Origin of the sequence: Microbacterium sp. AB (assembly GCF_032878875.1) — a bacterium.
GTDB lineage: Bacteria > Actinomycetota > Actinomycetes > Actinomycetales > Microbacteriaceae > Microbacterium > Microbacterium betulae.
Window position 1 is genome coordinate 884,295 of sequence record NZ_CP118157.1, and the last position, 19,248, is coordinate 903,542.

General features: G+C 70.9%; 24 protein-coding genes, 1 tRNA gene and 1 pseudogene. 17 read left to right on the top strand and 9 right to left on the bottom strand.

The annotated features are described in order from the left end of the window. Positions 1-4 precede the first annotated feature (4 nt). Genes mscL through N8K70_RS04245 form a run of 3 tightly spaced genes read right to left on the bottom strand, consistent with a single transcriptional unit; the run spans position 5 to position 1,374 of the window. Positions 5-415, bottom strand: coding sequence for a large conductance mechanosensitive channel protein MscL (gene mscL / locus N8K70_RS04235; RefSeq protein WP_317140370.1), 411 nt, complete (start codon positions 413-415; stop codon positions 5-7). A 52-nt stretch (positions 416-467) separates the two neighbouring features. After that, on the bottom strand, positions 468-743 hold the full coding sequence (locus N8K70_RS04240) for an FmdB family zinc ribbon protein (RefSeq protein WP_317140371.1): 276 nt from the start codon (positions 741-743) through the stop codon (positions 468-470). 43 nt (positions 744-786) lie between these two features. Then, positions 787-1,374, bottom strand: coding sequence for a 5-formyltetrahydrofolate cyclo-ligase (locus N8K70_RS04245; protein WP_317140372.1), 588 nt, complete (start codon positions 1,372-1,374; stop codon positions 787-789). Positions 1,375-1,474: 100 nt separating this feature from the next. Between N8K70_RS04245 and galU the strand changes: the two genes are divergently transcribed. The 3 genes from galU to N8K70_RS04260 all read left to right on the top strand — a co-directional run bounded on the left by galU (position 1,475) and on the right by N8K70_RS04260 (position 4,390). Continuing rightward, positions 1,475-2,362 carry a UTP--glucose-1-phosphate uridylyltransferase GalU gene (galU, locus tag N8K70_RS04250; protein WP_317140373.1) on the top strand — a complete coding sequence of 296 codons (888 nt, stop codon included), beginning with the start codon at positions 1,475-1,477 and terminating at the stop codon, positions 2,360-2,362. Positions 2,363-2,394: 32 nt separating this feature from the next. After that, entirely contained in the window at positions 2,395-3,024 is a 630-nt protein-coding gene (locus N8K70_RS04255; protein ID WP_317140374.1) for a GNAT family N-acetyltransferase, read from the top strand. A 67-nt stretch (positions 3,025-3,091) separates the two neighbouring features. After that, a complete protein-coding gene (locus N8K70_RS04260; RefSeq protein WP_317140375.1) occupies positions 3,092-4,390 on the top strand; it encodes an amidohydrolase family protein in 1,299 nt (432 codons plus the stop codon). Positions 4,391-4,396: 6 nt separating this feature from the next. On the opposite strand, the gene N8K70_RS04265 is transcribed toward N8K70_RS04260, so the two are convergent. Together N8K70_RS04265 and N8K70_RS04270 are read right to left on the bottom strand one after the other, a co-directional pair. Continuing rightward, the gene (locus N8K70_RS04265; protein WP_317140376.1) at positions 4,397-5,350 is read right to left on the bottom strand and encodes a PDR/VanB family oxidoreductase; all 954 of its coding nucleotides are present in this window, start codon (positions 5,348-5,350) and stop codon (positions 4,397-4,399) included. Next, positions 5,347-5,934, bottom strand: a complete 588-nt coding sequence (locus N8K70_RS04270; protein WP_317140377.1) for a helix-turn-helix domain-containing protein — start codon at positions 5,932-5,934, stop codon at positions 5,347-5,349. Before N8K70_RS04270 ends, N8K70_RS04265 begins: the two co-directional genes overlap by 4 nt. A gap of 133 nt (positions 5,935-6,067) precedes the next feature. Here N8K70_RS04270 and N8K70_RS04275 point away from each other — a divergent pair, with 133 nt between their 5' ends. The 11 genes from N8K70_RS04275 to N8K70_RS04325 all read left to right on the top strand — a co-directional run bounded on the left by N8K70_RS04275 (position 6,068) and on the right by N8K70_RS04325 (position 14,733). Beyond that, complete coding sequence (locus N8K70_RS04275) at positions 6,068-7,294, top strand: amidohydrolase family protein (protein WP_317140378.1); 1,227 nt, start codon at positions 6,068-6,070, stop codon at positions 7,292-7,294. Continuing rightward, complete coding sequence (locus N8K70_RS04280) at positions 7,291-8,067, top strand: ABC transporter ATP-binding protein (protein ID WP_317140379.1); 777 nt, start codon at positions 7,291-7,293, stop codon at positions 8,065-8,067. The genes N8K70_RS04275 and N8K70_RS04280 overlap by 4 nt, the downstream gene beginning before the upstream one ends. After that, positions 8,064-8,900, top strand: coding sequence for an ABC transporter permease (locus N8K70_RS04285; RefSeq protein ID WP_317140380.1), 837 nt, complete (start codon positions 8,064-8,066; stop codon positions 8,898-8,900). Before N8K70_RS04280 ends, N8K70_RS04285 begins: the two co-directional genes overlap by 4 nt. A gap of 57 nt (positions 8,901-8,957) precedes the next feature. Further along, a complete protein-coding gene (locus N8K70_RS04290; RefSeq protein WP_317140381.1) occupies positions 8,958-10,136 on the top strand; it encodes an ABC transporter substrate-binding protein in 1,179 nt (392 codons plus the stop codon). Positions 10,137-10,197: 61 nt separating this feature from the next. Then, entirely contained in the window at positions 10,198-11,520 is a 1,323-nt protein-coding gene (locus N8K70_RS04295) for an FAD-binding oxidoreductase (protein WP_317140382.1), read from the top strand. Positions 11,521-11,554: 34 nt separating this feature from the next. Beyond that, on the top strand, positions 11,555-12,331 hold the full coding sequence (locus tag N8K70_RS04300; protein ID WP_317140383.1) for a creatininase family protein: 777 nt from the start codon (positions 11,555-11,557) through the stop codon (positions 12,329-12,331). Continuing rightward, positions 12,328-12,954 carry a pyridoxamine 5'-phosphate oxidase family protein gene (locus N8K70_RS04305; protein ID WP_317140384.1) on the top strand — a complete coding sequence of 209 codons (627 nt, stop codon included), beginning with the start codon at positions 12,328-12,330 and terminating at the stop codon, positions 12,952-12,954. Before N8K70_RS04300 ends, N8K70_RS04305 begins: the two co-directional genes overlap by 4 nt. A gap of 63 nt (positions 12,955-13,017) precedes the next feature. Further along, the gene (locus N8K70_RS04310) at positions 13,018-14,028 is read left to right on the top strand and encodes a large exoprotein (RefSeq protein WP_317140385.1); all 1,011 of its coding nucleotides are present in this window, start codon (positions 13,018-13,020) and stop codon (positions 14,026-14,028) included. Between the two features lie 71 nt (positions 14,029-14,099). Beyond that, positions 14,100-14,175: transfer RNA gene (locus N8K70_RS04315), tRNA-Ala, on the top strand. A gap of 33 nt (positions 14,176-14,208) precedes the next feature. Continuing rightward, the gene (locus N8K70_RS04320) at positions 14,209-14,466 is read left to right on the top strand and encodes a hypothetical protein (protein ID WP_317140386.1); all 258 of its coding nucleotides are present in this window, start codon (positions 14,209-14,211) and stop codon (positions 14,464-14,466) included. A 45-nt stretch (positions 14,467-14,511) separates the two neighbouring features. After that, the gene (locus N8K70_RS04325) at positions 14,512-14,733 is read left to right on the top strand and encodes a hypothetical protein (RefSeq protein WP_317140387.1); all 222 of its coding nucleotides are present in this window, start codon (positions 14,512-14,514) and stop codon (positions 14,731-14,733) included. Between the two features lie 24 nt (positions 14,734-14,757). On the opposite strand, the pseudogene N8K70_RS17130 reads toward N8K70_RS04325, so the two are convergent. Together N8K70_RS17130 and N8K70_RS04330 are read right to left on the bottom strand one after the other, a co-directional pair. Beyond that, positions 14,758-14,913 (bottom strand): annotated as a pseudogene (locus tag N8K70_RS17130) (zinc ribbon domain-containing protein); the annotation flags it as partial. Between the two features lie 179 nt (positions 14,914-15,092). Next, positions 15,093-15,593, bottom strand: coding sequence for a MarR family winged helix-turn-helix transcriptional regulator (locus N8K70_RS04330; RefSeq protein ID WP_317140388.1), 501 nt, complete (start codon positions 15,591-15,593; stop codon positions 15,093-15,095). Between the two features lie 88 nt (positions 15,594-15,681). Between N8K70_RS04330 and N8K70_RS04335 the strand changes: the two genes are divergently transcribed. The 3 genes from N8K70_RS04335 to N8K70_RS04345 all read left to right on the top strand — a co-directional run bounded on the left by N8K70_RS04335 (position 15,682) and on the right by N8K70_RS04345 (position 17,552). Continuing rightward, the gene (locus N8K70_RS04335) at positions 15,682-16,779 is read left to right on the top strand and encodes an FUSC family protein (RefSeq protein WP_317140389.1); all 1,098 of its coding nucleotides are present in this window, start codon (positions 15,682-15,684) and stop codon (positions 16,777-16,779) included. Positions 16,780-16,911: 132 nt separating this feature from the next. Continuing rightward, positions 16,912-17,169, top strand: coding sequence for a type II toxin-antitoxin system Phd/YefM family antitoxin (locus N8K70_RS04340; protein ID WP_317140390.1), 258 nt, complete (start codon positions 16,912-16,914; stop codon positions 17,167-17,169). Continuing rightward, on the top strand, positions 17,154-17,552 hold the full coding sequence (locus N8K70_RS04345) for a type II toxin-antitoxin system VapC family toxin (protein WP_317140391.1): 399 nt from the start codon (positions 17,154-17,156) through the stop codon (positions 17,550-17,552). Before N8K70_RS04340 ends, N8K70_RS04345 begins: the two co-directional genes overlap by 16 nt. A gap of 462 nt (positions 17,553-18,014) precedes the next feature. Here N8K70_RS04345 and N8K70_RS04350 read toward each other — a convergent pair whose 3' ends face one another. Next, the gene (locus N8K70_RS04350; RefSeq protein ID WP_317140392.1) at positions 18,015-18,344 is read right to left on the bottom strand and encodes a nuclear transport factor 2 family protein; all 330 of its coding nucleotides are present in this window, start codon (positions 18,342-18,344) and stop codon (positions 18,015-18,017) included. Further along, positions 18,341-19,180 (bottom strand): SDR family oxidoreductase, encoded by an 840-nt coding sequence (locus N8K70_RS04355; RefSeq protein WP_317140393.1) that lies wholly within the window; start codon positions 19,178-19,180, stop codon positions 18,341-18,343. The genes N8K70_RS04350 and N8K70_RS04355 overlap by 4 nt, the downstream gene beginning before the upstream one ends. Between the last annotated feature and the right edge of the window lie 68 nt (positions 19,181-19,248).

Here is a 19,248-nt window from a genome sequence, read left to right on the forward strand (position 1 = left end):
GGAACTAGTTCGTCGCCTGCTTCGCGAGGAGGTCGCGGATCTCGGTGAGGAGCTGTTCCTGCGTGGGCGCGGGGGTCTCCTCGGCGACGCCGAGCTTCGCCTGGCGACGTTCGTTGAAGGTGTTCATGGGCAGGACGATGACGAAGTAGACGGCGGCTGCGACGACGAGGAAGTTGATCGCCGCTGCGAGCACGGCGCCGAAGGCGAACGTGGACGATCCGCCGAGCAGGGTGGGCACCGTCACCCGCAGGGAGTCGGCGAGGCTGTCGGCGTTGAAGAAGAGGCCGACCAGCGGGGTGATGAGAGCGTCGACGAGAACCGTGACGATGGCGTTGAACGCGGTTCCTATGACGACCGCGACGGCCAGCTCGACCACGTTGCCGCGAAGGATGAAGTCCTTGAACCCCTGAAGCATTGCTGTTCCCCCATCTGCCGGCGACGGCCGGCGGAATCGACTCCGCGAGCCGTCAGTCGCCGGCCGTGGAGGGGGCGGATGCCGCCCCAGAGGAAGATGATGGCGCAGCCGGCGCGGATTCGCCAGCGGACGCGCCGGACGAGGCCGGGGAGGCGCGCGAGTCCGTGCGGTAGAAGCCCGAGCCGTGGAACGTCACGCCGACCGAGCCGTACTGCTTCCGGAGCGCCCCGCCGCACTCGGGGCATTCGGTCAGGGAGGCGTCGCTGAACGCCTGGACGGCGTCGAAGCGGTGCGAGCAGGCGGTGCAGGCATATGCGTAGGTGGGCATGGTTCCTCGTTCGAAAGGGCGGTCGACGGTGGCCGGATGGGTCTCAGCCGCTGAGCAGGACGGTGCGCGTCGGGGTGACGACGCCGTCCACGGACTGATCGTGGGGATCGCGCGGAACGCGATCGACCAACTCGGAATCATAGATCACCGCGTATACGGGCGGCCTGTGCGTCAGGGCGTCGAGCGTCCTGTCGTAGAAGCCGCGACCCCAGCCCAGCCGGGCGCCGCGGCGGTCCACGGCGGCCGCGGGAACGATGAGCACGTCGAGGTCTCCGGCCGCGGCCGGGTCGAGGCGTTCGCCCACCGCCTCCGGGACGCCGTGGACGCCGTTGGCCTCGTGACCGTCCGGGCTCGCGACCGTCCAGTCCAGGAGCCCGTCGGCGCGGGTGACGGGAAGCAGCACGTGCAGGCCACGCGCCGCGGCCGCCGCGAGGAACGGCCGGGTCCCCGGCTCCGACGGCGTCGGGAGGTAGCAGGAGAGCGACCGCGCCCCGAGGCGCTCGACGAGCGCGTCGAGCTGACGCCGGATGCCGTCGGCCGCGGCGTCGCGGTCGGCGGCGGTCCGCTGCCGACGCTGTTCGCGGACCGTCGAGCGCACGGACCGCTTGGCGTCGCTCGCGTCTTCCGTCATGCTTCCGATCGTAGGGGCGCAGAGCGCAGGACGGCCGCGCCGGGTCGCTGCGCCGAGGGGGATCACGAGGGCGTAACGGCGGATCGCCTAGGCTGGCTCCATGGACTCACCGAAGATCAAGGCGGTCATCCCCGCCGCGGGCCTCGGCACGCGCTTCCTCCCGGCGACCAAGGCCACGCCCAAGGAAATGCTGCCGGTCGTCGACAAGCCTGCGATCCAGTACGTCGTCGAGGAGGCCGTCGCCGCCGGCATCCGCGACGTCCTGATGATCATCGGGCGCAACAAGAACGCGCTCGCGAACCACTTCGACTCCGTTCCCGAGCTGGAGCGCAACCTCGAGAAGAAGGGCGACACCGGCCGTCTCGAGCGGGTGAAGGCGTCGAGCGACCTCGCCGACATCCACTTCGTCCGACAGGGAGACCCCAAGGGGCTCGGGCACGCGGTCCTGCGGGCCAAGGCGCACGTCGGCGACTCGCCGTTCGCGGTTCTGCTCGGCGACGACCTGATCGACGAGCGCGACGAGCTGCTCACGACGATGATCGACGAGCAGGCCAAGCGCGGTGCGATGATCGTCGCGCTCATGGAGGTCGACCCGGACCACATCCACATGTACGGCTGCGCGGACGTCGAGCCCACCGACACCGAGGGCGTCGTGAAGGTGAACGGCCTCGTCGAGAAGCCCGCGAAGGAGGACGCGCCGTCCAACCTCGCCATCATCGGCCGATACGTCCTCGCGCCCGAGATCTTCGAGGTGCTGGAGCGCACCGAGCCCGGCAAGGGCGGGGAGATCCAGCTCACCGATGCGCTCCAGGAGGTCGCGACCGACGCGGAGGGCCCCGGGGTGTACGGGGTCGTCTTCGGCGGGCGCCGCTACGACACGGGCGATCGCCTCGACTACATCAAGGCCATCGTGCAGCTGGCCGCCGACCGTCCCGACCTCGGACCCGACCTCCGGCCGTGGTTCAAGGAGTTCGCGGCCACTCTCTGAGCCGGCCGCTCCGACATCTGCCGAGGGACCGGATGGACACTCAGCCTTGGCGCGAGCACGGCGCCGTCTCCATCCGGCTCGTCCGCTCGCGCGATGCGCGCGTGCTGCAGCAGGAGCTCATCGGGAACCGCTCGTGGCTGCGCCCGTGGGAGGCGACGAACCCCGAGGGCGCCATATCGTTCGACATGCGCGCCGGGGTGCGTCGCCTCCTGCAGCAGTACCGCGACGGCGTCGGGGTGCCCCTCGTCATGGAGTACGACGGCGAGGTGTGCGGGCAGCTCAATGTCTGGGGCATCTCCCGCGGCTCCCTGTCGTCCGCGACCATCGGCTACTGGGTCAGCGAGCGATTCGCGGGGAAGGGCATCACGCCCACGTCCGTCGCGCTCGCGACGGATCTCTGCTTCACGGAGCTGAGGCTGCACCGGATGGAGATCTGCATCCGTCCCGAGAACGCGGCCAGCCTGCGCGTCGTGCAGAAGCTCGGCTTCCGCTACGAGGGCCTGCGCCGCCGCTACATCCACATCAACGGGGACTGGCGGGACCACTACGCGTTCGCCCTCGTCCGCGACGAGGTCCCCGAGGGCGTGCTCGCACGCTGGATCAGCGGCCGCGTGCCCGCGGACGCGGCCGCGATCCCTCCGAGCGACACGATGAGCGCGTGAGGACCCCGCCGCCGGAGGCAGGTCGCTGCGACATCTGCGTGCAATACGTCGCTGGTACTCCTGAGGGGTGAGCTCCGCCGTCACCCTCCGCAGCGCCCTGTCCGTGTGGTCCGTCTCGGGGGAGGGGCCGGGCGACGTCCACGTCGTGGACGGGACGATCGCGGAGGAGGGGCCCGCGGGCGCCGAGGCTCTCGACGCGAGCGGCTGCATCGTGACCCCCGGGCTCGTGAACGCCCACCACCACCTGCTGCAGACGGCGTTCCGCACGCTGCCCGGCACGCGCGGCGTCCCCATGGCCGACTGGCTGCCCGCCATGGCGGCCGCGTATCGCGAGGCACGCGTCGACGGCGAGCTGGCGTACGCGGCGGCACGGGCGGGCATGGCGGAGGCGCTGCTGAGCGGTGTCACCACGGTGGCGGACCATCACCTCACGTGGCCAGGCCTCGACGGGGACGACGGCGTCGACATCGCCCGCGGGACGGCGCGCGCCGCGCGCGAGCTCGGCGGCAGGATCGCCTTCGTCCGCGGCACGGCGGGGGACGACGCCGACACGGCGGCACGGAGCGCGGACGCCGTCGCGTCCGCGCTCGCGCCCGGGCACGGGGGAGTGAGCGCGGACGGCGCGGTGCAGGTCGCGGTGGGGCCCGCCGGCGTGCACAGCGACGGGAAGGCGACGTTCGACGCTCTGGGCGAGGTGGCACGCGCACGCGGGCTCCGGCGGAGGACCCAGGCGAACGAGCAGGTCGACACGGCGATCGCGGCGGAGCGCTACGGGCGCCGACCCCTCGAGCTCCTGGACGAATGGGGCTGGCTCGTGCCCGGGACGACGATCGCGCACCTGTGCGACATCACCGACGGCGAGATCGCGCTGCTCGCCGAGCGCGGCGTCGCCGCGACGCACGCTCCGGGCTGCGACGTCCCGATGGGATGGGGGATCGCGCCCGCCGCCCGGATCCTCGCGGCGGGGATCCCCCTGGGGCTCGGCACGAGCGGCGGCGGCAGCAACGACGCGGGCCATCTGATCGCCGACGCACGGCTGGCGCTCCAGGTCTCCGCCCTCGTCGGCCGGCAGCTGACCGCGCGCGAGGTGCTCACGGCGGCGACCGCCGGCGGCGCGGACGGGCTCGGGCGCCCCGAGCTCGGCCGGATCGCGCCCGGGGCGGCGGGCGATGTGTGTGTCTGGGACGTCTCGGGCGTCGCCGACGCGGGGGTGTCCGACCCCGTCGCAGGCCTGCTGTGGGCGTCACCGGGCCGTCGTCCGCGCCATGTCGTCGTCGGCGGCCGTGTCGTCGTGCGCGACCACCGTCTCGTCACGGCGGACGAGCGCGACATCGTCGCCGGCCTGCGCGCCCGCGTCGGACGCTGAGCCCGCTCAGGCGTCGAGGACGAGGCGCGGGCACGCCGCGCGCGAGACGCACACCATCATCACGGGGCTCGTCGCGCGTTCGGAGACGCTCAGCACGCGATCGCGGTGGTCCACGACGCCGTCGACGACGACCGTCTCGCACGTGCCGCACGTGCCCTCCCGGCACGACGACACGGTGAGCACGCCGTTCTCCTCGAGCACCTCCAGGATCGACCGGTCCGGCGGCACCTCGAGCACGTCCCCGGTCGAGAGCAGCTCGATCTCGAACGGCTCCGACCGCACGGGCTCCGGCAGCCGGCCGGCGGTGAAGGGCTCGACGTGCAGGCGGGTGCGCTCCGTGGACGCCGCGGTGAGCGCGTCGAGCATGCGGGCGGGACCGCATGCCCAGATCGGCGCGTCGCCGGCCGCCTCCACGAGGGACTCGATGTCGATCCTGGCGCCCTCGTCCGAGACGTGGATCCGCACGCGGTCGCCGAAGGCCGCGAGCTCGTCGCCGAACGGCAGCGCCGCCCGCGACCTCACGGCGTAGTCGAGCGACCAGTCGGCGTCCGACGCTGCCGCGGCGCGGACCATGGGGAGCACGGGCGTGATCCCGATGCCGCCCGCGACGAACACGGCGCGCTCGCCGGCCGCGGGCGGCTCGAAGTCGAAGTGGGAGCGGGGGCCCCGGGATCGCACGAGCCGACCCGGCTCCAGGGCATGCACGGCGGCGGATCCGCCCCGTCCGCCGGCCTCGCGCAGGACGGCGATGCGCCAGGCGTCGCGATCGTCGGGGTCGGAGCACAGCGAGTACTGCCTCTCCCGTCCTGGTCCGAGCACGAGGTCGATGTGACTGCCGGCGGTCCACGCGGGCAGGGGACGGCCGTTGGACGACGCGAGGTCGAGGGCGACGATCCCCTCCGCGATCTCGACGCGGTCCGTGACGACGAGCTCCCGCTCGACATCGCTGAAGAAGCTCATGCGGGGGACCGTCCTCGCAGGGTCGCGGTCGGCGCCGGCCGCTCCTTCACGACGAGCATGCGATACGGCTCGCCGTCGTGGCTTCCCCAGCGATGCGGCGTGCCGCCCGGGAAGTAGAGCGACTCGTCGACCCCGAGCGTGAAGACGCCCTCGTCGCCGAGATCGACGTCGACCGTGCCGACGATGACCGTGACGAACTCGTCCTCGTCGTGCACGTAGTACTCGCCGCGGCCCCGATGCGCGCCCCGCACGTCGATGGGGGTGAAGCGGGTGTCGCCGCGCACGAGGATGCGCGCCTCCTCCATGCCGTACGTCCCCGTGGACGCGCTCGCGCGCGACAGCTGGACCCCGGGGCCGCCCGCGGCCAGCGCGCTGCCCGACATGAGCTCGATCTGGCTCGTGCCCAGCGCGTGGGCGATGCGGCCGAGCGAGTCGAGGCTGGGGCTCGCGAGGCCGCGCTCGACCTGGCTCACGAACGGGTGGGACAGCCTCGCCCGCTCCGCGAGCCGCACGATCGTCAGGCCCAGCCGCTTGCGCCGCGCCCTGATGCTCGCGCCGAGACGTTCGGCGTCCTCGCTGTCCATCTGACCCCTCTCCCTCCGTCCTCGCGGTGCCGGCGAGGACGGAAATCGTCGCGTTACGTCGTGGAAACCTCGGAATCGTACCGTCGGTGATGTTGATCACATCAACATTCGGATTCTGGCACAGGTTCATCACATGCACATCTCGGCTCCCACCCGCCTCCGCGGCGCCACGCTCGCAGACGGCTCCGTCGTCGACGTCACCCTCGTCGACGACCGCGTCACACGCATCGAGCCCGCCGCGGGCGATGCCCTCGGGCCGGCCGAGATCGATCTCTCCGAGCACCTGCTCCTCACGGCGCCCGCCGACCCGCACGCGCACCTCGACAAGGCCCTCTCCTGGGACGCGATCCGGCCGCCGTCGGGGGATCTGCGCACGGCCATCGCCGCGTGGCGGTCCTATGTCGCCACGATCAACAGCGCCGAGATCTCCTCCCGCGCGACCCGCGCCGTGCAGGCGTATCTCGTCAACGGCACCACGGCCATCCGCACCCACGCCGACGTCCCGGCGGAGGGCGACCCCGTGCGGGCCGTGCGCGCGCTCGCCGAGGTGCGCGAACGCTTCGCCGGCCGCGTCCGCCTCGAGATCGTCGCGCTCGCCGGCCCCGACACGACCGACGACAGGATCGACGCGGCGCTCGACGCCGGAGCCGACCTCGTGGGCGGCGCACCGCACCTCGCGGACGACCAGCTCGCGGACCTGCATCGCCTCCTCGACATCGCCCAACGGCGCGGCGTGGGAGCCGATCTGCACGTCGACGAGGACCTGCGCCACGGCGAGACCCTCGAGGCGTACGCGGAGCGCACGCGCGACTGGTCGGTGGTCCGCTCGGCCGGCCACTGCGTGCGGCTGTCGACCCTGCCCGCGCCGCGGTTCGACCACGTCGCACGAGCCGTGGCCGACGCGGGCATCGGCGTCATCGCCAACCCCATGACGAACCTCTGGCTGCAGGGGTGGGACGAGCCGGTCGCGACGCCGCGCGGGATCGCCCCGCTCGACCGCCTGCGTCGCGCCGGCGTGCGGACGGCGGCGGGCGGCGACAACGTGCGCGATCCCTTCAACCCGCTGGGTCGCGCGGACGCCTTCGAGACGGCCATGCTGCTCGTCGTCGCAGGCCATCTCCCGATCGACGACGCCTGGCGCGCGGTGAGCGACGACGCTCGGACGGTGATGGCGCTGCCGGAGGCGGGACCCCGCGTCGGCGCGGTGGCCGAGCTGCTCGCCGTGCGCGCGGCCTCGCTGCCCGAGGCCATGGCGACGGCGCCCGCCGATCGCATCGTCTTCTCCCGCGGGCGCGTCGTCGCCCGCTCCACGACCACCCGCTGGATCGACTCCGGCGCCGGCAAGGAGGACACCGCATGACCACCACCACCGCCGACCCCGGGGTCGGCACGGAGCGGGAGACGGCGCTCGTGGACTTCCGCGACGTCGGGATGACCTACGCCGGCGGGACGATCGCCCTCGAGCACATCGACTTCGCGGTGCGTCGCGGCGAGTTCGTCACGGTCGTCGGCCCCTCCGGATGCGGCAAGTCGACCCTGCTGCGCATCGCGGCCGGCCTCGAGACGCACACCGCCGGCGACTGCGAGACGACGACGGAACGCGTGGGCTTCGTGTTCCAGGACGCGACCCTCCTGCCTTGGCGCTCCGTCCGGAAGAACGTCGAGCTGCTCGCCGAGCTGAACGGGCTCCCCGCCGCCGCACGCAGGGCGGCGGCGCACGAGGCGATCGAGCTCGTCGGGCTCACGGGCTTCGAGTCCTCGCTCCCGCGGCAGCTGTCGGGCGGGATGCGGATGCGCACGTCGCTCGCCCGTTCGCTCACGCTCGACCCCGACCTCTTCCTCTTCGACGAGCCGTTCGGCGCCCTCGACGAGATCACCCGGCAGCGGCTGAACGACGAGCTGCTGCGGCTCTTCGCCGAGCGCGGCTTCGGCGGCCTCTTCATCACCCACTCGGTCGCCGAGGCCGTGTACCTGTCGACGCGCGTCGTCGTCATGTCGGGGCGGCCCGGGCGCATCGTCGACGTGGTCGACGTCCCGTTCGACATGCCGCGCGACCCCGAGCTGCGCTACACCCCGGAGTTCGGAGAGCTCGTCGGGCGCGTCTCGCACTCGCTCAAGGAGGCTCACGCATGACCCGCATCGCGCCGGCGCCCGTCACGGCCCTCCCCGCGCCGCCCCGCCGCCGGCGCGGCGGCGCGCTCGCCACGATCTGGCCGCCCCTCGTCGTCTTCGCCGTCATCCTCGCGGCCTGGTCCCTGGCGAGCGCCCTTCTCGGCGAGCAGAGCTTCCTCCTCCCCGCCCCGTCCCGCATCTTCACCGAGGGCCTGCTCGATCCGATCGTCCTGCCCGAGATCGTCGAGGCGCTCGGACAGACGGTGCTCGTCGCGTTCATCGGGCTCGCGATCGCCGTCGTCATCGGGGTCGGATGGGCGATCGTCATGCTGCAGGCCAAGTGGGCGGAGCGGTCGCTCTACCCCTACGCCGTCATCCTGCAGTGCATCCCGATCCTCGCGCTCGTCCCCCTCATCGGCTTCTGGTTCGGATACGGCCTCCCCGCCCGCGTCATCGTGTGCGTGCTCATCTCGCTGTTCCCGCTCGTGTCGAACACGCTCTTCGGCCTGCAGTCGGTCGATCGATCGCAGCGCGAGCTGTTCCAGCTGCAGCGGGCGGGCCGCTGGACGACGCTCTGGAAGCTGCAGCTGCCGCAGGCCCTTCCCGCGATGTTCGTGGGCCTGCGCACCTCGGCGGGCCTCTCGATCGTCGGCGCCATCGTGGGCGACTACTTCTTCCGTCGCGGCACTCCTGGCCTCGGGTCCCTCATGAGCACCTACACGTCGCGGCTGCTCGCCCCCGAGCTCTACGCGTCCGTCGTCGTCGCCGCGCTCCTCGGCGTCGCGATCTTCGTCGCCTTCGGTCTCCTCTCGCGCCTCGCCGTCGGCCGCTGGTACGACGCCACGAAGGCCTGATCCCTCCCGCACCACCGCACCGCACCATCCGACTGCTCCCGCTGGAAAGAGAGAACAATGGCCTCCCCCTCGCACCGCCGCGGCCTCGCCGCCGTGTCGCTCCTGGGCGTCTCCGCGCTCGCGCTCGCCGCCTGCTCCGCCGACGCCGACGACGCCGCCCCGGCGGCCGACCTCGAGATCGGCTCCGTCGACCTGTCCGGGGTCTGCCCCGCGACGGTCGTCGTGCAGACCGACTGGAACCCGGAGGCCGAGCACGGTCACCTCTACGAGATGTTCGGCGACGACTACACGATCGACTCCGACGACAAGTCCGTGTCGGGTCCGCTCCTCGCGGGCGGCGAGTACACGGGGGTGAATCTCGAGGTGCGCTCGGGCGGCCCCGCCGTCGGCTACAGCACCGTGCAGTCGCTCATGTATCAGGACGACGCCATCACCCTCGGCTACGTCCACTCCGACGCGGCCATCTCGAGCTCCGCGACGACCCCCGTCGTCGGCGTCCTCGCGCAGATGGACGTCAACCCCCAGATGGTCATGTGGGATCCGGAGACGTACCCCGGCGTCGACGACATCCCGGGCCTCGTCTCGGCGCTGGAGGAGACGGGCGGCGTGTGGCGTTACTTCGGCGGTGCCGCGTACATGGAGTACCTCATCGCATCGGGCACCGTGCCCGAAGAGCTCACGGACGGCGGGTACGACGGCACGCCCGCGTCGTTCGTGGCCGACGGCGGCGTCTCGGTGCAGCAGGGGTTCGCATCGGCCGAGCCGTACATCTACGCGAACGAGGTCCCGGAGTGGGACCAGCCCGTCGACTACGCGCTCATCTCGTCGACCGGATGGGACATCTACGGCTCTGCGCTCTCGGTGCGCGCGGACAGGCTCGAAGAGCTCTCGCCGTGCCTCGCCGAGCTCGTGCCGGTCATGCAGCAGGCGATCGTCGACTTCGTGAACGAGCCCGACGAGGCGATCGACCTCGTCCTCGAGCTCGTCGCGGAGTACGACAACGGGTGGACCTACTCGGAGGGCGTCGCCGACTACGCCGTCGAAACCCTCCTGGGAGAGGGCATCGTCTCCAACGGCGGCAACGACCACATCGGCGACTTCGACCCCGAGCGCGTCGAGGGGTTCTTCGACATCGGCATGGACCTGTTCGCCGAGATCGCCGCGGACGTCGACCCCGACCTGGAGGCCTCCGACATCTACACCAACGAGTTCATCGACACCTCGATCGGGCTCTAGCACCCGAGATCGCGTGGCGAGGGCGGCATGCGCCGCCCTCGCCCTCCCGAAAGGACATCCGATGGCCGACGAGACGACCGTCATCGCCCTGCACGATCGACTCGCCGGGCTGCTCGGGCCGCGCGGCGTCTCCCGGGACGCGCGTCTGCTCGAGCGCGCCTCCGTCGACGGGGCGCGCATGTCGCCCGTCATCAGCGAGCTGCTGCCGCTCGGCGTCGCGCAGCTCGTCGCGTTCCCGACGACGGCGGAGGAGATCGCCCGGGTCGTGCAGGCGGCCGTCGACCTCGACGTGCCCGTCACACCCCGGGGGAAGGGGACGGGCAACTACGGCCAGGCCATCCCCTCGCACGGCGGTCTCGTGCTCGACACGTCGCGGGCCCGTGCCGTCGTCGCCGTCGGACACGGCGAGATCACCGCGGAGGCGGGAGCGACGATGCTCGCCCTCGAGCAGGCGGCGCGCGAGACGGATCAGCAGCTCTGGATGTATCCCTCCACGATGAACTCCTCGATCGGCGGCTTCCTCGCCGGCGGGTCCGGCGGCACGGGGACGATCGAGCACGGCGCCAACCACATGGGCTTCGTCGTCGCGCTCGACGTCGTGAGCGCCGACGGCACGGGGATGCGACACGTGGAGGGCGACGAGGCGCAGCAGTACGTCCACAACTACGGCACGGCCGGTGTCATCGCCCGTGCGACCGTGCGGCTCGAGCCCCTCGTCGACTGGCGCGCGCTCTACGCCTCCTTCCCCGCCTTCACGGGCGCGCTCGGCGTCGTCCGGGAGATCGGCCTGCTCTCGCCGCGTCCGCGTCTCGTCTCGGCCGACACGATCGAGGTCTCGCGCGCACTGCCCGACGATCCCGCCGTCCCCGGTGGCCGGTCGAGCCTGCGCGCCATCCTCGCCCCGGAGACCCTGGCGGACGCGATCGCGCTGGTCGAGGGGGCAGGAGGCCGTGTCGAGGAGGTGCGGACGGGCCCTCAGGCGTCGGCACGGCTGTCGACGCTCAGCTACAACCATCCCATCGAGTGGCTGCAGAAGACGCGGCCGGGCTACTACTACCACCTCGAGGTCTCCGGCGACGTCCTGGCCGACGACGTCGACCTCGTGCACGCGACGATCGGCGACGGACTCCTCCACATCGAGGCGGGCCATACCGTGCCGATCGGCATGCTCGCCGCCGAGTACCGCGGACCCGACGAGGTGGCCGCCGCGATCGATCGCCTCGAGGCGATCGGCGTCGGCGTGCACAACCCGCATCAGTGGAACGTCGACTTCCAGCTGCAGCGCACGGTCGAGCTCGCGCGCACCACCGACCCGCGGGGCCTGCTCAACCCCGGGAAGCTCGATCCGGACTACGCGGGGCCCGTCAAGGGGGCCATCCGGTGACCGCGGAGACGACCGACGAGAAAGCACCGAGGCCATGACCCGCCTGCTCACGGACCTGCCCCAGCCCACGGCTGCCGCGCTGCTCGACGACGACTCCGTCGTCGTGCAGCCCGTCGGCGCACTCGAGCAGCACGGGGCACACCTGCCGCTCAACACGGATCTCGTCGTCCCCGACGCCATCGCGACGGCAGCGGTCGAGCGCGTCGCCGCCGCAGGCGTGGACGCGTGGCTGCTGCCGCCCCTCGCGGTGAGCAAGAGCGACGAGCACCACTGGGCGGCCGGCTCGATCTGGCTCGAGGCGTCGACGCTGTGGGACACGCTCCTCGACATCGGCCGGTCCGTCGCGGCGACCGGCGCGGGGTCGCTCGTGTTCGTCAACGGGCACGGCGGGAACACGGCGCTGCTCGGCGTCGTCAATCGCGAGATCCGGCGTCGGCACGGGCTGCGGACCTTCAGCATGGGATCGGGGGTGCAGCGGGCGGGCGACGGCGTCCACGGTCCCGACGAGCTCGGGATGGGCATCCACGCCGGCCACTCGGAGACGAGCGTCATGCTCGCGCTGCGCCCCGAGCTGGTGCGCATGGACGCCGCCGTCCGCAGCGTGCCCGAGCACATCGCGGAGTACACGACCATCGGGTTCAACGGCTACCCCGTGAGCTTCGGATGGACCTCCGACGACTTCGGCGCGAGCGGCGTGATCGGCGACCCCACCGGCGCGACCGCGGAGTACGGGCGCGTGCTCGTCGAGGAGGGGACGGCCTTCGTCGCCCGTGCCCTGACCGAGATCTCACGGTTCCGGCACCGCGGATGATCGGGGCGCCCGGCAACATCCCGCCCGCGGACCTCGAGCGCCCCGTGCAGGACGGTGCCCTTCCCGAGGACCCGTTCGCCCTCCTGATGGCCTGGGCGCCGTCGAACGACGACCCGGTCCGCCCCACGGCGACGCTCGCGACGCTCGACGCCGACGGCCTGCCCGATGCGCGCACGGTCCTGCTGTCCGCCGTCACGAGCGAGGGCGCGAGCTTCCACACGGACGCCGGCAGCCGCAAGGCGGGGCAGCTCGCAGAACGGCCGACGGCGGCGCTGGTCGTGCGCTGGGAGGCGGCGGCGCGCCAGGTCGTGCTGCGCGGCGGCGTCGAGCGCTCCGTCGCACGGGATGCGCGCGACGCCTACGCCCGCCGCGGCCGCTATCTGCAGGTGCTGGCGTGGATGAACACCCCCGACGTCGCGAGGCTGCCGCGTGCCGAGCGGGAGGAGCGCTGGGCTGCGTTCGACGCGGCGCACCCCGACCTCGACGCCCCCGAGACGTGGGCGGGCTTCGTGCTGCGTCCGCAGGAGATGCTCTTCTGGGAGGGCTCGGCGGTCGCGCCGAGCCGACGCGCACGGTACCGCCGTCGCGATGGGGGCTGGGCTCTCGATCTCCTGCCCGGATGATCCCGCCGCGACACGCTCGCGCCGCTGCCGGCGCTTCCCCCGTCGTCGCCTACCGTTGAACGCATGGGCGGGCAGGTGCTGGGCGGAGGCGTGATCATCGCCGTCGCCGTGCTGCTCTGGATCGTCTACCTGCTGCCGACCTGGCAGAGCCGGATGCGCTACGACGCGGCGGAGCGCAACGCCGTGCGGCTGAACCAGGCGCTGCGCGTGCTCGCCGAGACGAGCGAGACGCCCCAGGAGATCCGCGTCGAGCTGAGTGCGCGCGAGGCCCGCGCGCAGCACAGGCTGGTGCGGCAGCTGCGCGCCGAGGACGACAGGCTCCGGGCGGAGCAGGACCGCCTCGAGGTCGAGCGCAAGAGGCTCGAGGTGCAGGCCGAGGTCGAGCGGACCCGAGAAGAGGCGACGATCGAGATCGAGCGCCGTCGCCGCGAGCTCGTGCTCGAGTCGGAGAGGCGCCGCCGCGAGATCCAGGCGGCTCGTCTCGACCCGGAGGCGCTGCGTGTGCGGCAGGCGAGAAGCCGGCGCGCCGTCCGGCTCGTCGCGACGTCTCTTCTCGTCGCAGGGCTGGCGCTCGGCGGGATCGGCGGCTGGATCGCCGCCACCGGCGGCACCGGATGGTGGCTCGCGGGAGCGGCGGCCGTGACCTTCGTCGGCGTGCAGACGCTGCGACGGATGGCCGACGTGCAGCGCCGTTCGCGCCGGCGCCCCTCCGTGCAGGAGACGGCACCCGTCGCCGAGACGGTCCCCGTCCGCCGTGCGGAGCCGGTGCTCATGAACCCCGAGGATCGAGGCTGGACGCCACGGTCGCTTCCCGCACCGCTCACATCCGTGTCGGGATCCCGCGCCGCGGTCGTGCGCGCGGGACTGGACGCGCGGGAGGCGCTGCGCGCCGCCGCACGCGAGGAGGCGCTGCGCGATCAGGCCGAGCGGATGGCGCCCGAGCCCGTCCCGATCTCGACCGCACGTCCCGCGGCTCCCGCGGGGGAGTCGGCGTTCGCCCGCATGGGCTACGTCGACGACGCCGAGATCGAGCAGCACGTGCGGCAGCTGCTGGCCCGTCGAGCCACCGGCTGAGTCGGGCTCGCCGGACACGCGGCGCGGTTGGGAGAGGGGCGGCGACTCTGGTAATGTGGTCCGGGTTGCAAGGGCCCATGGCGCAGTTGGTAGCGCGCTTCGTTCGCAATGAAGAGGTCGGGGGTTCGAATCCCCCTGGGTCCACCATTTGGTCGAAGTTCCAACCCTGCCCCGCTGATCGTGGGGCAGGGTTTCTTCGTTGTGCTCCAGGTTGATGTCGGGGTGGAGTTGGCCGGTGCGTTGCCAGAATTCGGTGTGGAGTCGGTTGGTGGGGTCGAGGATGGTCTCGTAGATGCCGATGAACTCCGAGGTCACGTCAAGGTTCTCTTTGAGCGTGATCTTGGTGAAGAACGCCTGGTTGCACAGGCGCCGGCGGGCGTCGTCGCAGGCGAGGTAGAACGCGTGGGCGTTGGTGGCCAGGTGCTGGCAGGCGCGTAGCCGGAGCTTGGCATCCTCGCGCCCAGACCGGCAGGCAGACAGGCGTTGGTCGATGTCGGTGAGGATGGCTTCGATGCGGTGCTGTTCCTTCTTGAGGACGGGCAGGCTGATCGCGTCGGCGTAGTGGGCTTGCGAGAGCCGGAGTTGTTCGTCTTCGAGGCGTTCCTTCTGCCGGGTCAGATCGCGGCGCTGGGTCTCGGATTCGGCGTCGATGCGGTCGAAGATGTCCTCGATCATGCCGGTGAGGGCGTTGGAGGCTTCGGGTGAGAGCTCGATGGTGCGGTAGTGCTCGGCTACCAAGTTCTCGACGGTCGAGACGAGCACGGCCTGTCGTTCGCAGCCGCTGGTGCCCATGTGGCGGCCGAGGCAGATGAAGTAGGGGTAGGTCTCGCCGTGCCGGTTGCGAGCATGGTTGATCGTCATGCGTTTCCCGCAGCCGCAGTACAGGGTGAATCGGCCTGGGTTTGTCGGAGGGTTTGATCTAACAAGGAGAGAATCAGATGCCCGCTCAGAAGAAGTACGACGCCGAGACGCAGGCCCGCGCGGTGCGGATGTTCACCGACCGGATGGCCGAGGGTGATGTGTCGCGTGCCGCCTCCGCTACCTGGAGGACGAGGGCGGGCTGCCTACCCTCGCGACTCGACGCTCGCGAGCACAAGACGGAGCGCGTCGACGACGTGTGGCGCACGTTCGCTGGGGATGCCGGCAAGAAGATCGCGTTCGAGGCCCAGCATCCGTGGGAAGACCTCATCGGTGAGGGCGATTCCCTGGCCCGAGAGCGCGATCAGGGCGCCGCGGCCGTCGATCGGATTGGGTGAGCGTTGCACGAGGAGTCGCGACTCGAGCGAGCGAAGGCGCTTGGTGATGGCCGGGCCGCTGGCCAGGGCGACCGTGCGGAGGGAGCCAGGCGACTGCGGCAGGTCCTGGCGGCGAAGAGCGGCGAGGATGTCGAACTCACCGCGGGTCAACCCGAACTCCGCGAGCAGAGCGTCGCCGCGCTTGGTCACAATCGCTGCCGTGCGAAGGATTCTCCCCACGACGTCGATCGTCGCCGTGTCGAGCTTCGGGTGGTGCTCCGCCCACTCGGAGCGAATGCGGTCCACCTCATCGCGTCGGTCAGCTGCCATACCGCTACGATAAGATAGTTTACGAGTAAAGTATATAGCCGAAACCCTCGCGGTCGTCGATGACCTGAGACGTCGAATAAGGAAATCCATGGCCGAAACCACCCGCAGAGCACGTTCCAGCCAGCACTCGGCAGCTCGGTCGCTCGGTCGAGGGGGGGTGCTACCGCACCCTCGGCGGCTGATCGAGATCGGTCCTCACGGGGACGCGCATTGGGCTGCGCTGAGGGCCGGAATCGCGGTGGCTGTGCCGCTTGTCGTCCTCTACTCGACCGACCACATGCAGCTTGCTCTCTACGCCGCTTTCGGTGCGTTCACGGCGCTGTACGGCCGTACGCACACCCACGTCACCCGGGCGCGCATGCAGGCGACCGCCGGCGTCGGCCTGCTGCTCGCGGTCGTGGCCGGTACGGCCGTGAGCGCGTTCGGCATGCGCGACTGGCTCATCCTCCTGCTTGTGTCCGTCATGGCATCTGCTATGACCTTCGTCTCGGATGTGCTGAACTGGCATCCGCCCGGTGCTCTCTTCTTCGTGTTCGCCATGGCCGCGTGCGCCTCCGTTCCGGCGACGCCCTTCGACATCGTTCTGGCGCTCGCGACGGCAAGCGTCAGCGCCGCGTTTGCCATGGCGATCTCGACCGTCGGCGTGACGGTGCCCCGGTGGCGCTCACGCCGGCCGACTCGACTGGTGATCTCGTTCCGCGCGACAGCAACGCGCCCAGGAGAGCCGCTCAGGGTGCTCAGTGCGGGGGTCGCGGTCCTCGCGGCCGGGGCGATTCCGACGGTGATCGGCATGGGGCATCCGTATTGGGCGATGGTCGCTGCGTCGGCCGCGCTCGGCGCTGCCGACACGACGGGTCACCTCGTGCGCGCCGGGCAACGCGTGCTGGGAACCCTCCTGGGAGTCGCGTTGACGGCGCTCCTGCTCGCGGTGAGCACCGACGCGCTCGAGATCATCGCCTTCGTTGTCCTGTTGCAGATCGGAGCCGAGCTCTTCGTGATGCGCAACTACGGTCTGGCCATGATCTTCGTGACACCCCTGGCACTGCTCATGACGCAACTCGCCCGGCCGCTCAGCGCCGGAGTCCTGCTTCGCGACCGTATGACCGAGACGCTGCTCGGAGCCGCCGTCGGCATAGCCGTCAGCCTTGTCGGTGCTGCAGTCGCCAACCGTTCGTCGCGCGAGTGACGTGCGCGACGGGACCAGTCGGCGCTCGCGCGAGCGGGTCTCTCATCCTTCACAGGTTTGAGAGCCTCCATCACACCCGGGCGCTTCATCCGGATCGCCTCACCGGATCTGATTATCAGATAACCTGGGTGTATGCGTACTGTCAGCGCCACTGAGGCATCCCGCCGATTCTCCGACCTGCTCGATGCGATCGAGGCGGGCGACACGGTCACGGTGACCCGGGGGAACCGGCCGATCGCCGAGATCCGACCCGCACCCCACCGCACCGGACGCGATCTGCGCTCAGCGCTGACCGAGGTCTCGCCGCCCGATGACCGATTCGCTGCGGACATCGCTGACGCCGTAGGGAATCTGACCCACGAGGGGGCAGACCCGTGGGCAGGCGCGTGATCCTCGATACGAACGTCTTGATCGACTACGAGCGCGGCGCCTTCGATCGCGCTGCTCTCGACGACGACGAGTTGGCCATCGCCGCCATCACTGTGGCCGAGTATCGAACGGGCATCGAGCTGGCAGACACAGCGGAGCGTGCCGCCGCCCGCTCCCGTGCCCTGGCCGCGATCGTCGGCGCGGTCGAGGTGCTGGAGTACACCGATGCTACCGCCGTCCATCACGCCCGGCTGATCGCCCATGCTCGAAGGTCAGGCAGGGCCCGCGGTGCTCATGACCTGATCGTCGCCGCGCATGCCGCGCAAACGGAACGCGTTCTGCTCAGTGGCGATGTGCTCGCTCGCTTCTCCGACCTGCCTGGCGTGACTGCAGAACGACCGTGACCGGCTTTGGCGACCATGAGTCAACTGTCGCGCAGCCTGATCTGCCAGTGCATCACGGCCATGCGAACCAAGGGCGGGGCAAGTTTCGGCAATGCTCCCGTTAGGCCCACAGTTGTGATGTCTCGGGACATAGCTGACATCTGAGTCGCGACATCGTTGACGAGTTACGAGAGGGAGCCCGGCCATCGGCCGGGCTCCCTCTTCGTCGTTGCGCCAGGAGGTCTCGTCGGGGGAGATGGTGTCGGTCGCGAGGACTTCTTCGGTGCTGAGGTGGATGACGGTGACGGTGGTGTCGTCGGCGAGGAGCATGACGTGTTTGCCGTGGTGTGCGGTTCCGAGGCCGAGGTAACGAGTCGACCAAATCTTCAGCAGTCCCCTCGTTCACTCATTCTCTGCCGGATCGGACATCGGAGAAGTCGAAGGACATGTCGAACCGGGTTTCGGACCGCGAGCGGCCGCCGGTCAGCCGCGGATGGTGAGGATGTTGATCAGCCCGTCCGTGTCGAGGCCGAACGCGAAGGTGCCGCCGCCGTTGTATCCGTCGCCGGTGACCGTGATGTTCGCGAGCGTCCCGCCTGGGGTGCGGGTGACTCGTTGGACGGTGATGCGGTTGTGGGTGCCGATGTTCTCCCGGTCGCTCCATTCGCCGATCTGCTCGTGCCCGGTGAAAAGGCGTCCGAAGTCGTCCACCACCCCGTGATCGGCGAATGCGGCCAGTAACCCGACGCAGTCCTCTGCGTTGGTCGCGCCGATGAAACGCTGCGCGGCGGCGGGGAGCTCGTGGGCGCTCACGCGAGGGCCGTCCGGTTGCGCTCGATCCACTGCGCGAAGGTGTGTGCGGGGCGTCCGGTGAGGGCCTCCACGTCATTCGAGACCGGCAGCACGGCTGCTTCGGGGCCGAAGGTGCCGAAGACCGAGTCGATCACGAAGTCGGGGGTTCCCTCGGGGAACGCCGCGGCTTTGGCGACCTGCAGGGCGAGTTGCTCCACGCGCAGGTTACGGTCGAGCACTTCACCGGCGATAGCGGCCTGGTCGGTGACTGACAGTGCCGCAGGGCCGGTGATCGAGTACGCACCGCCTGTCGGAATCTCGGTGCGCAGGACCGCTGCTGCGGACGCGGCGATGTCATCGGGATCGACGACAGGGAGCCTCACGTCCAGCCAGGGTGCGCGCACGACGCCTTCGCCGATCCCGCTCGTCCACATCAGGAAGTTGTCGTCGAAGCCGCTCGCGCGCAGGAACGTCGAGGGGACGCCTGCGGCAGTCAGTGCAGCCTCGCCGGCACGGTGCCTGGCGGTGACGATGTTGTCGTCTCCGAGCGGGAGCTGCGTGATCGCCGTGAACGAGGACAGCAGCACGACATGGCCGAGCCCGACCGAGCCCGCGACTTCGGCGAAGGTCGCGCCGTTATCGTCGGCCATGTTCAAGAACGCCCGGTCGACGCCTTGCAGCGCATGACGCACGTCGTTCGCGGAGGTCAGGTCGCCCTGAATGACCTCGACGCCCGCGGGGGCGTCGTACTTCGCAGGGTCGCGCACGAGTGCGACGACTTGATGGTCGGCGCCGGCGAGTGCGCGAGCGACGCTCCCGCCGACGGTTCCGGTGGCTCCGGTGACGAGCAGTCTCATGGTGATTCCTCTCTCGGGTCGGGCCGCAGAGCGGTCCGGTGGATCGTCGATCACGTCTATTGCGGATC